Annotated in this window: 18 protein-coding genes and 1 pseudogene; 8 read left to right on the top strand and 11 right to left on the bottom strand. The window is 68.5% G+C overall.

What is annotated here, in order from left to right; all coding sequences use genetic code 11:
• Positions 1-415, bottom strand: a pseudogene (locus E6C64_RS18805) (hypothetical protein); the annotation flags it as partial.
• 224 nt (positions 416-639) lie between these two features.
• Here E6C64_RS18805 and E6C64_RS18800 point away from each other — a divergent pair.
• Complete coding sequence (locus E6C64_RS18800; RefSeq protein WP_136429480.1) at positions 640-1074, top strand: acyl-CoA thioesterase; 435 nt, start codon at positions 640-642, stop codon at positions 1072-1074.
• Positions 1075-1100: 26 nt separating this feature from the next.
• Here the strand turns inward: E6C64_RS18800 and E6C64_RS18795 are convergent, their stop codons facing one another.
• On the bottom strand, positions 1101-1565 hold the full coding sequence (locus E6C64_RS18795; protein ID WP_199241110.1) for a DUF1801 domain-containing protein: 465 nt from the start codon (positions 1563-1565) through the stop codon (positions 1101-1103).
• 133 nt (positions 1566-1698) lie between these two features.
• Here E6C64_RS18795 and E6C64_RS18790 point away from each other — a divergent pair, with 133 nt between their 5' ends.
• A complete protein-coding gene (locus E6C64_RS18790; protein ID WP_233255741.1) occupies positions 1699-1971 on the top strand; it encodes a DUF1653 domain-containing protein in 273 nt (90 codons plus the stop codon).
• 4 nt (positions 1972-1975) lie between these two features.
• On the opposite strand, the gene E6C64_RS18785 is transcribed toward E6C64_RS18790, so the two are convergent.
• Entirely contained in the window at positions 1976-2641 is a 666-nt protein-coding gene (locus tag E6C64_RS18785) for a hypothetical protein (protein ID WP_136429476.1), read from the bottom strand.
• 171 nt (positions 2642-2812) lie between these two features.
• Here E6C64_RS18785 and E6C64_RS18780 point away from each other — a divergent pair, with 171 nt between their 5' ends.
• Complete coding sequence (locus E6C64_RS18780) at positions 2813-3052, top strand: hypothetical protein (RefSeq protein WP_136429474.1); 240 nt, start codon at positions 2813-2815, stop codon at positions 3050-3052.
• Positions 3053-3062: 10 nt separating this feature from the next.
• Here the strand turns inward: E6C64_RS18780 and E6C64_RS18775 are convergent, their stop codons facing one another.
• From E6C64_RS18775 to E6C64_RS18770, 3 genes are all read right to left on the bottom strand, one after another.
• A complete protein-coding gene (locus E6C64_RS18775) occupies positions 3063-3533 on the bottom strand; it encodes a hypothetical protein (protein WP_136429472.1) in 471 nt (156 codons plus the stop codon).
• 7 nt (positions 3534-3540) lie between these two features.
• Positions 3541-3717, bottom strand: a complete 177-nt coding sequence (locus E6C64_RS19180; protein WP_158437935.1) for a hypothetical protein — start codon at positions 3715-3717, stop codon at positions 3541-3543.
• Positions 3718-3819: 102 nt separating this feature from the next.
• On the bottom strand, positions 3820-4470 hold the full coding sequence (locus E6C64_RS18770) for a LysE family translocator (protein WP_136429470.1): 651 nt from the start codon (positions 4468-4470) through the stop codon (positions 3820-3822).
• A 36-nt stretch (positions 4471-4506) separates the two neighbouring features.
• Between E6C64_RS18770 and E6C64_RS18765 the strand changes: the two genes are divergently transcribed.
• A complete protein-coding gene (locus tag E6C64_RS18765; protein WP_199241109.1) occupies positions 4507-4959 on the top strand; it encodes a cupin domain-containing protein in 453 nt (150 codons plus the stop codon).
• Positions 4960-5116: 157 nt separating this feature from the next.
• Positions 5117-6301: a coiled-coil domain-containing protein gene (locus E6C64_RS18760; RefSeq protein ID WP_136429469.1), complete on the top strand. Its 1185-nt coding sequence runs from the start codon at positions 5117-5119 to the stop codon at positions 6299-6301.
• 526 nt (positions 6302-6827) lie between these two features.
• Here E6C64_RS18760 and E6C64_RS18755 read toward each other — a convergent pair.
• Together E6C64_RS18755 and E6C64_RS18750 are read right to left on the bottom strand one after the other, a co-directional pair.
• Entirely contained in the window at positions 6828-8060 is a 1233-nt protein-coding gene (locus E6C64_RS18755) for a glycosyltransferase (RefSeq protein WP_136429467.1), read from the bottom strand.
• Between the two features lie 211 nt (positions 8061-8271).
• Positions 8272-9186, bottom strand: coding sequence for a DMT family transporter (locus E6C64_RS18750; RefSeq protein ID WP_136429464.1), 915 nt, complete (start codon positions 9184-9186; stop codon positions 8272-8274).
• Positions 9187-9231: 45 nt separating this feature from the next.
• On the opposite strand from E6C64_RS18750, the gene def reads away from it, so the two are divergent.
• Positions 9232-9795 (top strand): peptide deformylase, encoded by a 564-nt coding sequence (def, locus tag E6C64_RS18745; protein ID WP_136429462.1) that lies wholly within the window; start codon positions 9232-9234, stop codon positions 9793-9795.
• 148 nt (positions 9796-9943) lie between these two features.
• On the opposite strand, the gene E6C64_RS18740 is transcribed toward def, so the two are convergent.
• From E6C64_RS18740 to E6C64_RS18730, 3 genes are all read right to left on the bottom strand, one after another.
• Positions 9944-10255 (bottom strand): AzlD domain-containing protein, encoded by a 312-nt coding sequence (locus E6C64_RS18740; RefSeq protein WP_136429460.1) that lies wholly within the window; start codon positions 10253-10255, stop codon positions 9944-9946.
• On the bottom strand, positions 10252-10938 hold the full coding sequence (locus E6C64_RS18735) for an AzlC family ABC transporter permease (RefSeq protein WP_233255743.1): 687 nt from the start codon (positions 10936-10938) through the stop codon (positions 10252-10254). The genes E6C64_RS18740 and E6C64_RS18735 overlap by 4 nt, the downstream gene beginning before the upstream one ends.
• Positions 10939-11074: 136 nt before the next feature.
• Positions 11075-11971 carry a sensor histidine kinase gene (locus tag E6C64_RS18730; RefSeq protein WP_136429456.1) on the bottom strand — a complete coding sequence of 299 codons (897 nt, stop codon included), beginning with the start codon at positions 11969-11971 and terminating at the stop codon, positions 11075-11077.
• Positions 11972-12010: 39 nt separating this feature from the next.
• On the opposite strand from E6C64_RS18730, the gene E6C64_RS19565 reads away from it, so the two are divergent.
• Together E6C64_RS19565 and E6C64_RS18720 are read left to right on the top strand one after the other, a co-directional pair.
• A complete protein-coding gene (locus tag E6C64_RS19565; RefSeq protein WP_332908240.1) occupies positions 12011-12475 on the top strand; it encodes a TraR/DksA family transcriptional regulator in 465 nt (154 codons plus the stop codon).
• Between the two features lie 92 nt (positions 12476-12567).
• Positions 12568-12933, top strand: a complete 366-nt coding sequence (locus E6C64_RS18720; RefSeq protein ID WP_233255740.1) for a hypothetical protein — start codon at positions 12568-12570, stop codon at positions 12931-12933.
• Positions 12934-12957: the final 24 nt, after the last annotated feature.

Raw genomic sequence — 12957 nt, 5'->3', positions numbered from 1 at the left:
CGATCGAGCCGTCAGCGTTGGAGAGCGTGATACCGGAGCCGGCGTGGTCGATCTCACCCTGAACATACGGGCGGTAGGACTCGTTCGGGTCGTAGTAGTCCACGTTTCCACCGGTGATCGGGAACGACAGGACGCCGCCCTCGAGGGTCGCGGTGCCGATCAGGCCGGGGGTCAGGCCCAGGCCGGTGATCGCGTCCAGGAAGCCCTGGTCGAGGGTGACCTGGGTGGAGACGCCGGCGAGGGCGGGGATCGAGGCCAGGGGCTCCGGGTCGGCCTCAGCCGACGGAGCGGAAGAAGAAGAGGTACCCGAGCTGGAGCTCGTGTCCGTACCGGTCGAGGTCGAGCAGGCAGCCAGGCCAACCAGCATGAAGCCGGCAGCAGCGATCCCGATCGTGCTCTTGTAGAACTTGCGCATTATCAATCCTCAGTTTGCTGTGAGTGGTGTGTTCCTTGCGGGACATCATCAGTTCGGCGCACGCGGCGCATTGGATTGGTAGCGACCGAATTCGATTCATAACGAAAGGGAAACGGGACCTTTTCACGCCTTTACCTCCACGCATTGTTCAGGCCGCCGACGACGCTGTTCAGCCGCTCCCCCATCGCTCTCTCGTCGACCGACGAGACAGGGACAATGGACGGATGGAATCGCGCCGCACGCTCGTCTCGCTCCGGTGGGGCGACCAGGACCCGTATGGGCACGTGAACAACGTCGCGATCGTGCGGCTCCTCGAGGAGGCTCGTGTCCGTGGGATCTGGGATGCGAGCGACGGGATCCTGCCCCCGCTCGATTGCACAGAAGCGACGCGGGTCCTCGTCTCTCAGATCGAGATCCGCTACCGGACCGTGCTCGACTACGGACCGGATCCGGTCGAGGTCGAACTCGAGGTGAAGCGCATCGGCGGCGGCAGCTTCGCCATCGGCTACCGGATCACCACGAGGGACAGCGCTGGCATCGAGCGTTCGCATGCCGAGGCGACGACGACCATGGTCTTCGTGGACCTGGCCGGTTCGGTGATCCGGATCAGCTCCGCCCAGCGGGCCTACCTGCGCAGCTGGATGCCCGAATCCTCATAGCGTTCCGCGCACGAGGCCCAGACGGGTCAGCGTCGCTTGCCGAGCCCGGGTGAGGCGGCGATCTGCGTCATCCACGCGGAGAGCTGAGCCGCGTCGATGTCGTCGAGGGATTCGAGCTCGATCCCACGGGTGGCCTTTCCCATGCCCGTCGGAGTCACCGGCGGGACGGGGTCGAGAAGATCGGCTCCATTGATGAACATGACCTTGACGTGGCCGGCGAACGCGCCGCTGCTGAAGCACCAGCCGTCGCCGACGCCGTAGTACGCCATTCCCCATTTCACCGACCGCTCCAGGTCGGGCAGCGTCGCCGCCGCCAGGGCATCCACGGCCTCCGCGATCGCACGCTGAGGCTGGGGAAGGCTGGCGATGTAGGCGAAGACCGGCTTGTCGCCGACTGCGGCCTTCGCCGAGCTGGCCTTGCCCGTCATCGACAGGGGCAGCGCGGCGGCCTGCGCCTGATCCCCAGTCACGTCGTCACCGTTGGTCTGCATCAGGCGATCTTGCTCGCCTCTCGGCGGCCGGCACAAGGGTGTCCGGATGAGCAGGACCGGGTCATCACCGGCAGGGGGCATTCCGCTCGGCTGTCGTGTGGACTCACTTCGCACGGACCGATATCAATGACAGATGCCGAATGAAGAGCCCGACAGCATGAACGCGGCACCCGTTCCGGGCGTCTACCGTCACTTCAAGGGCAAGGACTACCGGGTGCTGGGGGTCGCGAAGCACACGGAGTCGGACGAGCCGCTGGTGCTCTATCTGGCTCTGTATCCGGTCCACGACGCCGGCGCGATCTACGGCGAGACGCCGACATTCGCGCGACCGCTCGCGAGCTTTCAGGATGTTGTCGAGGTCGACGGCGAGCGCATCAGCCGCTTCAGGCTGATCGAACGGGACTGACGCCCTAGCGTCCGTTGGCGACGATCGTCGGCAGCGGACGGGTCGCCAGCAGCGAGTTGATCTGGTCGGCAATGACAACCACCTCGGCCCGAGTGGCCTGCCCGACCGATCGCATCGTCACCGCGATCGGCAGACGCGCGATCCGCTCGCCCCACCGGATGTCGCAGACGAGGCTCTCGAACTTGACCCTCCGAAGCATGCCGGGCATCTTGACGTGCAGTGTGGCGGCTCCTGCTGAGGCCAGCTGCTCGATCGGCAACCGGAACACCAGTTCACCGGTCGTCTTCCACACGGTGAGTGCCGTCGGCGACACGACGACCCCCAGCGGCGGGCGACCGCCGACGAATGGCGGTTGGCCCATCTGAGCACGAATCACGTTGAGGGAGCCGATGAGCTCCGCGGATGCCCGTGCGGCGAAGACCACGCCTCCGGGGTTCGCATGGCGCAGCTGCTCGAGCATCGCGACCCGCAGACGGCCGGCCCGCGCATTCTCGAACAGGAAGTAGACGAAGGCGGGCAGAAGCGCAGCCAATGCGAGGCTGACCACGATCAGCCTGATGCTCGGGAAGCCGAACCCGTGCGCGATCGCGACCCACCGCGGAATGATCGCGAGTGCGCTGCCGACCGCCAGCGCGAAGACCCCGAATATAGCCAGTACTGCCTTGATCATGAATTCAACCCCCGATCAGCCAGTCTTCCCACCAGCGCTCGAGTTGCGGAGTCCCAGATCGAGGGGCGCGCAGGCTCGAGGCCCGCCTTTGTGACCACAGCCGGCTATCCCGTCGGGTCGAACAACGAGGGAGCACTCGTGACGTTCCCCGCAACCTGTTTCACTGAGCGAATGGACCGAGACCGCCGCCGCATCGCCGTACTCGGAGTCGCCCTGCTCGTCATCGGCGTCGTCGGCACAGCCGTGTTCCTTGCACAGCCGTGGCGGACGTGTCCCTACGACGACACTCCTGCCGCCTGCTCGGCGCTTCCCCAGGACGTCGCCGCCACGGTCGGCTTTCTCATCTCGGTCCTCATCGGCGCGGTATTGATCATCTTCGCTGTGCGCGGTCCAGCCTCACGGCGGGGATGAGGACTGGGCGTCAGCCTCCTGGCGAGACCGCGGGTGTGGACACCTCGTCCTGCAGCGTGACGACCCACCCCGCGAAGCTCGTGTCCCCTTCGGTGATGATGGCGTACCCCGTCCCGTAGGAATGGCCCGTCGGATCGGGCGGCGAGGGCGTCTCCCAGAGGATCGTGGGAAGCGGACTGACCGTGTCCGCAGTGGAGTGCAGTGGCTCGAGCCGAGCCGACCTCAGCCGTGGGCGCCAGCCTCCATCGGCATCCGCTGTCAGTTCGACGTACACGGCATCGATGGCGGTGACTTCGCCGGTGAGGGTAATGACCTCGCTGTCCGGTGGACCGCCGTAGCTGTCGAACCCCCAGAGCGCATCGATCTCCGTCCCGAAGTGCTCCATCGGGTGCCGGACAGCCATCCGCTTCACGACGTCGCCTACGCCGATGACGTCGCCGTTCTCCGCCAGCTCCGTCTCGAAGCACCTCACCCGGAGCATGCGATGCTCACGAGCCGAGTCCGCCCGTGATCCCCGGCGGGACGAACTTGTACGGCTCGAACGATCGGTCGGCCTCCTCGTGGGGCGGCTCGCCGAACGGATCGGGTGGGAGCTGGCGCCTCGTCCGCTTCTGCTTCTGCTCCTTCTTCGAGCTCGCCTCAGAGTGATCCGTCTCTCCGACCATCGTCCGTCGCATCCTTCCCGTCGCCCACGTCGCGGACCACGCTCCCATGGTCAGCAGCCCCGGGTCCACTGCGAGATCTGCGCACTGAGTCGCAGGCGAAGATCAGCGCGGCGACAGGGCGAGCTTGATGCCGAAGCCGACCAGCACGGTTCCGGTCACCCCGTCGACGATCCGGGTCGCGCGAGGACTGCGCAGGAATCTGCTCGCACGGGCGGTCGCCCCGATGATGAGCGTGAACCAGGTCATGCCGAGTGCCACGTGCACGAGGCCGAGCAGCGCTCCCATCACGAGCGGCGAGACGCCCGCCGGGATGAACTGCGGGATCGTCGCCAGGTAGAACGCGCCCACCTTGGGGTTGAGCAGGTTGGTCAGCAGGCCGACCGTCCATGCTCGCCAGGGCGACGCGGCGAGCGCAGGCTCGGTCGTGGACTCGGTTGTGGGCTGAGGACCGTGATGGGATCGACGGACGGCTCCGACGAGCATCCGCACTCCCAGATAGACCATGTATCCGGCGCCGAGGAGTGTCAGCACCCGATATGCGGTCTCCGAGGCGGCGAGCACTGCGGTCGCCCCGACTGCCGCAGCCACGGCCCAGATCAGCGAGCCGGTGCTGATGCCGAGGCCGCTCGCATAGGCCTGCCCGCGCCCGCGGTTGATGGCCGATCTCAGCACCAGCGCGGTGTCGAGCCCAGGGATGATCGTGAGCAGTGCGGCGACGAGGGCGAAGCCGAGGATCGCACTCGTGACGGTCATCCGCTCAGCGTATTGGGTCGGGGGTAGGGTCAGCGGGTGACCGCGTTCACGACCCGCCACCTGCCGGAGAAGCCGGATGTCACGGCGCCGGACGGCTCGGAAGTTCGGCTGCTGGCGAGCTCGGCCTCGGGCAGTCTGAGTCACTTCACCCTCCAGCCCGGACAGGTCTCGGCGGCGATCGTGCACCGGACGGTGACCGAGATGTGGTTCGTGCTGAGCGGAAGCGGACGGATCTGGCGCAGCCTCGACGGTGACGAGAGCGTCACAGAGCTCGAGGCGGACATGGCTCTCGACCTGCCGGTCGGCACTCGATTCCAGTTCCGCTGCGACGGCGGCGCGCCCCTCCGCATCGTCGGCGTCACCATGCCTCCCTGGCCAGGGGACGACGAGGCCGTCCCGACGCACGGCATGTGGGACTCCCCCATGACCGGCCCCGTCGACACCACGCCCGGCCATCACGCCCGGCCCCGGAGGGACAGACGAGGGTGATCGCCCGGCCCGGGTTGCACGGATCAGGAAGGCACATCCCCTGATCGGTTCAGCATCCACGGAGCTGTGGGCACGCGACCTTTCGGATCTGCTGTGGACTCGCTTCCCGTCGGAGGTTTGCGACAGTGGCGACCGCACCTGTTCATAGCCTGGCGGGATGACCGATCGCGGGCGAGCTGAGCGAGGGCGCCATCGCGCCCAGCGTCACGATCTCGTAGTCGCGCGGATGCTGGCTGTGCTCGCAGTGGTGCTCGGATCGATGGCCATCGCGATCCCGGCCCAGGCCGCGGACTACCCGACCTGGGACGAGGTGCAGGCCGCCAAGGGCAACGCGGCGGCCGTCGCCGCGCAAGCCTCCAAGATCACGGCAGCCCTCGACGAGCTGCAGGCCACCGCCGCCGACCTCGCCGATGAGGCGCTCGCCAAGGCCGGCGAGTACGAGGAGGCACGATCGTCCGCCGAGGCCGCCCAGGAGTCCGCGGACCAGCTCCAGACTCAGGTCGATGAGGCCACCGCCGAGGTTGCCACGTCCCGCAAACGGGCCGGTGTCACCGCGAGCCAGCTCTCCCGATCTGCCAATCCGACACTCGACCTCTGGCTGTCCGCATCCGACGCCGGGAGCACGCTGTACCAGCTCGGCACGCTGAGCCGCCTCGGCGATGTCTCGGCATCGGCGATGGCAGAGGCGGAGCGCGCGGAGAAGCAGCTGTCGTCGCTCACCGCTCAGGCGACGGTCGCCGAAGAAGAGCGCGCCAAGCTCGCGGCGGCCGCGCAGTCGTCGTTGGAGTCGGCGAACGCGGCGCAGAGCGCGGCGGACGCGAAGGTCGCCGAGGCGCAGACGCAGAGCGACACGCTCTACGCGCAGCTCGCCTCGCTGAACAACACCACAGCGCAGCTCGAGTCCCAGTACCGAGCGGGCCAGGAGGCCGCCGCCGCCTACGCCGCCGCACAGGAGGCGGCCCGCAAGGCTGCGGCCGCCAACACCAGCGCGACGACCACGCCCGTGACGACCGTCTCGGGCGGATCGGGGTCGCTCAGTCCGGCCGACGCCCGCGCCTACGCGGCCGACGTCGTCTCGTCGCGCGGCTGGGATACGAGCCAGTACAACTGCCTGGTGTCGCTCTGGAACCGTGAATCCGGTTGGCGCTGGAACGCGTACAACGCGTCGAGCGGCGCGTACGGGATCCCCCAGTCTCTGCCCGGCAGCAAGATGGCGAGCGCCGGATCGGATTGGCAGACCAGCTCGGCGACCCAGATCACCTGGGGGCTGAGCTACATCACGTCCCGTTACGGCAATCCGTGCGGCGCGTGGGCGCACTCCGAGTCGGTCGGCTGGTACTGAGCACTTCACGACGTGAGATCGGCTCGATCCGGCGCGGTGATCATCCGGCGCTCGGCGGCCACCCTTTCCCTCGGCGGCCACCCTTTCCCTCGGCGGCCACCTCTGTCCTCGACGGCCACCTTTGAAACCAGTGCCGTCACGGCGAAAGGTGGCCGTCAGCGATCCCGTTCACTCAACCGCGGCGTCTGAGAATGCTCGGCCACCTTTGCTACCGACGGCCAGGTTTACAAAGGTGGCCGACGGTAGGAAAGCGGGCCGTCGCGAATGAAAAGGTGGCCGAGGGTAGGAAAGGTGGCTGGCCCGAACGAAAGGGGGCCACGACTTCGGACTATCCGCCCACTATCGCCGCAAAGTAGTTGGGCCACCTTTAGGGACGTTCGGCCACCCTTCGAAAGGTGGCCGAAGGACCCGAAAGGTGGCCAGGCCCGCGCAAAAGGTGGCCGAGCTGCCCAGGCGATCCCGCGGCCGCGGACCCGGAAGCGGATCCAGACCCGGACCCCGACGCGGACCCGGACCCGGATGACGCTCAGTCGGTCAGGGCGTCTCGGGCGCGGCGGCGCAGGCCGCGGAACTGCTCGCGCAGCTTGCTGCTCAGCGGAGGGACCTCCGTCACCGGATCGTCCACGTCCTCGCCGCGGTACAGGCGCTCGAAGACGTCGAGGGTGGTCTCGATGTCGTGCGGCTCGATGAGTCGCAGCGACGCGTTCTTCATGATCGCCAGCTCATCCTCGGGCAGCCGCAGCACGCGCTCGAGGCGCTCGGCGAGAGCGGGGATGTCACCGGGCGGGAACAGGAATCCGTTCTCGCCGTCGTGCACGAGGTGCGGCAGGGCCATCGCGTCGGCGGCGACGATCGGGAGTCCGCTCGCCATGGCCTCCATGGTCGAGATGCTCTGGAGCTCGGCGATCGATGGCATCGCGAAGACCGTGGCCCCGGTCAGCAGCGAGCGGAGCTTCGCGTCGGACACCCGCCCGTGGAAGATCACGCGGTCGGCGATGCCGAGGCGGACGGCCTGCTCCTCGAGCGCCTTCCGCTGATCGCCGTCGCCGATGATGTCGACGATCGTGTTGAGGTCGGCCGGCATGATCGCGACGGCTTCGAGCAGCTTGTCGATCTGCTTCTCGCCAGTCACCCGGCCGGTGAAGGCCACGCGGTTCTCGGTGCGCGGCTCGAAGCTCGGCGTGTAGTCCGCCGCCCGGATGCCGCAGGAGACCGCGTGCACGCCGTGCAGGCCGGTCTTCGACTCGAGGTAGTCCGCGGCACGACGGGTCGGGGTCGTGATCGCCGAGGCGCGCTTGAGGATGCGGGTCGCATCCTTCCAGGTGATCGTGACGCCGAGCGGCCAGATGAACTTGGGCAGGCCGGTGTGCTCGATGAGGTTCTCGGGCATGAAGTGATTGGTGTTGACGATGCGCAGGCCGACCTTGATCGCCTCGGTCGATCCACCGCGCCCGGCCAGCAGGTGCGCCTGGCTGTGCAGCACGTCGGGATTCACCTCGCGGATGATCCGCCGCATGTTCGCGTTGATCCGGAGCGGGTTGACGAACCGGATCCAGTCGTGGCCCGGCCAGCGCGTGCTGCGCAGCCGGTGCACGGTGAAGGTCGCGCCCTCATGCTCCTCGGGACCGGCGGTCTGGCGCCAGGTGTGCGCCTGGGCGACGACGTGCACGTTGTGGCCGCGTCGGGCGAGACCCGCTGCGAGGCGCACGCTGAAGTTGGATGCACCGTTGACGTCGGGCGGGAACGTGTCCCCCACCATGAGCACGGTCAGTCGCGGAGCCTCGGCCCCGGCGGCATCAGGAGATTGCGCGTTGATGAGCCATTCCTCGTGTTCAGACAGACGGGCAGATCAGGTGGTGGGTGGCTTCACGCTACCGCACCGCTCTCTGCGGGCGGGGGTGCCGCGATGGCGAGCCGCAGACCACGATCCACGGCGCTGGATCGGCCGAATCGCGCCTGCAGCCGGCCGATCAGTGCCGAGCCTGAGGGTGATGCTTCGCCAGCTGGAACACCCCGTACACGGCGATCGCTCCGGCGATGATGAACAGCGGGATCGCATAGAGCGGCGCCTGCGAGGCCTCGCCCAGCACGATGACGCCGATGCCGACCGCGACGAGCGGGTCGACCACGGTGAGGCCGGCGATGACGAGATCGGGTGGGCCCGCCGAATAGGCGGTCTGGACGCAGTAGGCACCGCCCGCGCCGGCCGCGAGCAACCCGACGAGGCAGAGGATGGTGAGCCACTCGAAGTCGCCCTGCACGATCCGGTTGATGACCACCTTGGCGAGGGTGGCCACGAAGCCGTAGAGCACGCCGGCCGCGACGATGTAGGCGATAGCGCCCATCCGGTGCCGGATCAGGCCGAACAGCACGGCGAAGACCGCGAGCACCACCGCGAGGATGATCAGGATCGTGATGAGCTGCGCGGAGGTGATCCGCTTCTCCACCGCGGTGAACGCGGCGACGGTGACGAACAGCCCCACTCCCCCGACGCAGAAGATGATCGCCCGGACGGACTGCCGGTTGAGCTTGACGTGGCTGACGCGCGCGTTGAGCACCGAGGTGATCACCAGGGCGATCGCGCCGAGCGGCTGCACGACGATGAGCGGCGCGAAGCGCAGGCTCGTCAGCTGCAGGACGATGGCGAGGCCGATCAGGAGCGTGCCGGTGACCCACGACGGACGGGCGAGCAGCGCGAAGATCTGAGACATGCTGAGCCCGGGAACCGCGTCCCCACGTGACGCCTCGACCTTGGTCACCCCACGGTGCTGGAACTGCGCTCCCAGGCTGAGGAAGACCGCACCGATCAGGGCGATGGGGATGCCGATGGCTTGGGACGGTCCGAGGACGAGCTGATCGGTCAGATCGGTCAGGTCTGCGGGCACTAGGTGACCATATCTCAGGCCGTGGATCGGTAGTCTTAGGCCGATATGGCGATCCTCCCCATCCGCATCACGGGCGACCCCGTCCTGCACGAGCGGGCCAAGCCCGTCACGGATTTCGGTCCGGAGCTGCGCACCCTCGTGGCCGACATGTTCGAGACCATGAAGGCCGCGCCCGGCGTCGGCCTCGCCGGCCCCCAGGTCGGTGTTCCCCTGCGCCTGTTCGTCTACAGCTACACCGACGAGAGCGGCGTGCGCAGCGGGGTCGCGATCAATCCCGAGCTCCTGATCACTCCGACGCCCACCACGGAGGCGGACGAGGACGAGGATTCGGAAGGCTGCCTCTCGGTGCCCGGCGAGCGCTATCCGCTCGTCCGCGCGGAGAAGGCCATCCTGCGCGCGGTCGACCTCGACCAGAAGCCGTTCGAGATCGAGGCGGAGGGCTGGTTCGCGCGGATCTTCCAGCACGAGTTCGACCATCTCGAGGGTCGCCTCTACGTCGACCGGCTCGACTTCCTCAACGCGCGCCGCGCCGTGAAGGCGATCCATCGCTCGGGCTGGGGCAAGCCGGGCAAGTCATGGCTGCCGGGCACCGACGACCTCGAAGGCTGATCTTCTCGGGCACCGCTAGGGCAACCGGTCTCGAGACGGCCGCGGACGGCCTCCTCGACCAGCGAGGGATGGCGGGAGAGGGCTTTCAGCCCCGATCCGTTGGTCGAGGAGGGCGCCCCGCGCCCGTCCTGAGACCGGCCGCCCCGTGCTACCCGCCAAATAGGAGTCGTACGAGCGCCGCCGTAGCCGCGGCGGCGATCACCACCAGCACGAACGGGACCCGCAAGGCGAAGAGGACCGCGGCGACGCCGAGCGCCGGGACCCTCGCATCGAGGACGATCGTCGTCCCGCTGGCGAGCGTCTGGACCGAGACCAGCGCGGCGAGCAGCGCCACCGTGACGAGGCCGGCCGTACGGGCGATGATCGGCCGCTCGAGCACCTTCGCCGGGATGAGGTAGCCGAGCAGCTTCAGCGCCAGGCAGGCGATGGCCGCAAGCAGCACGATCTGCCAACCCGTCATGCCTCCGCCTCTCGAGGCTCGGATGCGACCGGATCGCGCGACGCACCGGGCCCCGGCCAGTTGGCCAGTCCGACGATCAGCGCCACCCCGGCCGCGCACAGCACGGGAAGCCCCGGCGGCAGCCACGGGGTGAGCGATGCGGCGACGACGACTGCGCCGACGGCCACCACGATCGGCTGGCGGGCGCGCAGGCGCGGCCAGAGGAGTCCGAGGAACGCGGCGGCTGCCGCGGCATCCAGACCGTACTGACGCACGTCGCCGAGCGCATCCCCGATGATCGCGCCGACCAGGGTCAGCAGGTTCCAGCCGATGTAGACCGCGGCCGCGGTGACCCAGAAGCCGATCCGCTTCGCCCGCAGCGTCGGCTGGGCGGTCGCCACGGCGGTCGTCTCGTCGATGGTGACGTGGGCGGCGAGCACCTTGCGCCAGAACCCGCCGCCGATGATCGGCTTCACCTGCACGGCGTACAGCGAGTTGCGCGCACCGAGCAGGGCGGCGCTGATGATCCCGCTCGGACCGGCCGCCAGTCCCCCGGCGGCGAGCGCCCCGACCAGCGCGAACTGCGATCCCCCGGTGAACATCAGCAGGCTGAGGACGCAGGTCTGCCAGATGTCCAGCCCTGCTGCCACCGCGAGCGCCCCGAACGAGATGCCGTAGGCCGCGGTGGCGAGGCCGACCGCGATGCCCGCCCGCGCCGCCGCGCGATCGACTGCGGCGGTCGATCCAGCAGTCGATCCATCGGTTGAACCGCCCGCCGATTCATCAGCGGCCGATCCGTTCGGGTTCGGACCGTGCGGGGACGCTCCCGACGACGCCCTGCTACCGCGCCGCGCCACGCGAGAGGTCCACGCCGTGCACGCCGTTGTGGTGACGGAGCGTCGGGAACACGGCAGAGATGGAGAAGCCCACGCCGGGGGTCTGCGTGACATTGAGCGTTCCGCCGTAGAGCTCGGCCCGCTCTCGCATGACCGCGATGCCGGGGCCGACGATCTCGTCGGTGAGAGCGTGGAGGTCGTCCTCGACCGTGTAGCTCATCGGGGCAGTGGGGTCCATGCCCTTGCGGATGGCTGCGTTGCGGAATCCGTCATCATCGACGCGGGCCTGGAAGCCGTCCTGGGTCCAGGTGAACGCAACGCGGGCGGTCGTGCCCTCCCCGCCGTACTTGAGCGAGTTGCTCAGCGCCTCCTGCATGATGCGGTAGATCATCAGCTCCGCGCCGGGCGTCACCTGGTACGGGTCACCGGAGCGCTCGAAGATCACCGTGAGCCCTGCGTCGCGCATGATCGCGAAGAGGTCGCGGGTGGACTTCAGCGTCGGCTGCAACCCGATCTCGGCCTCGCTCTCGCGCACCAGCAGGCTGACCCGGCGCATGTCTGCCAGCGCCGTCCGGCCGGTCTCCGAGATGGTGCCGGCGGCCCGGACAGCGGCGTTCGGGTCGGTCTGACCCGCGTACCTCGCCCCGTCCGCGTCGGAGATCATCGTCGTGACGCGGTGCAGGGAGAGGTCGTGCAGCTCACGGATCATCCGCAGCCGTCCGCTCTGGTCGGCGACGGACAGCTCGAGGTCGACCCGCGCGCGGGCGTTGACCGTCCGTTCGGCGCCGAGGCGGCGGGCTCGGCGCACGGCCAGCACGGTCACCACGACGAGGGCGACGACGACGAGGACCAACCCGGCGATGACCAGGGCATACGGCACGACATCATCGGGCAGCACCATGCGTGTCAGTCTAGGAGCACGCCGAGCGAGGAGGACGGATTGAACGGCACCGACGACGACACCGAAGATCCCTCTGTTGATGGCACCGACGATCGCACCGACGATGAGTCCGCCGTGGATTCTGGAGCCGATCTCGCTGTCGATCCCGCCGCCCGCTTCACCCCTCGCGAGCTTGCTGGCTTCCGAGCGGCTCTCGCCCGCGAGGCCGCCTCCGCACGGCGCATGCTGGCAAGCCTCGGTGCGGACATCGCCGACATCGTCGAAGCTCGACAGGGGTCGAACAACGACGACGAGCACGACCCTGAGGGGGCGACGCTCGCCTTCGAGCGTTCGCAGGCGGATGCGCTGCGTCGGTCCAACGAGCTGCGACTCGTCGAGATCGACCGTGCGCAAGAACGCATCAGGCAGGGCGGCTTCGGCATCTGCGCCGCCTGTTTCGCCCCCATAGCCGTTGCACGTCTTGAGGCGCGTCCGTGGGCGGACCGATGCGTTTCGTGCGCCTGAACCTTTCCTGAGTGGCCCGGCGACCCCCTGGCGCTCACGCGACGCGGCCGACAGACTGAGCCCACCAGCCCAGCGACGACGACGGGGGAATCGTGGCCGAACTACTCGATATCGAGCCAGGCTCGATCGTCCGAACCTGGGTGGGCTGGATCCGCAGTTCGGACCGCGAGGTCTACGCCGCGTATCTGGAGCGGACCGGGATGCGCGACTATCGCGCCACTCCCGGCAACCTCGGCGCCTTCGCCATGTTCACCGATGAGCCCGACGGCCGCACGCGGGTGACCACCGTCTCGTTCTGGACGAGCGTCGAGGCCATCGAGGCGTTTGCGGGCGAAGACGTGACGACGGCTGTCTTCTATCCCGACGACGACAGATACCTGGTGGCGCGGGAGACCACGGTCCGTCACCACGAGGTGACCGCGGCGGAGGGCGCCATCACACCCACGCTGCACCTCTGACCGTCTGGGCTCGGAGATGTACCG

The sequence above is a fragment of the Naasia lichenicola genome (assembly GCF_004801885.1).
Lineage (GTDB): Bacteria > Actinomycetota > Actinomycetes > Actinomycetales > Microbacteriaceae > Naasia > Naasia lichenicola.
The sequence above is the reverse complement of the archived record's forward strand: the minus strand, read 5'-3'. Positions and strand labels throughout refer to the sequence as shown.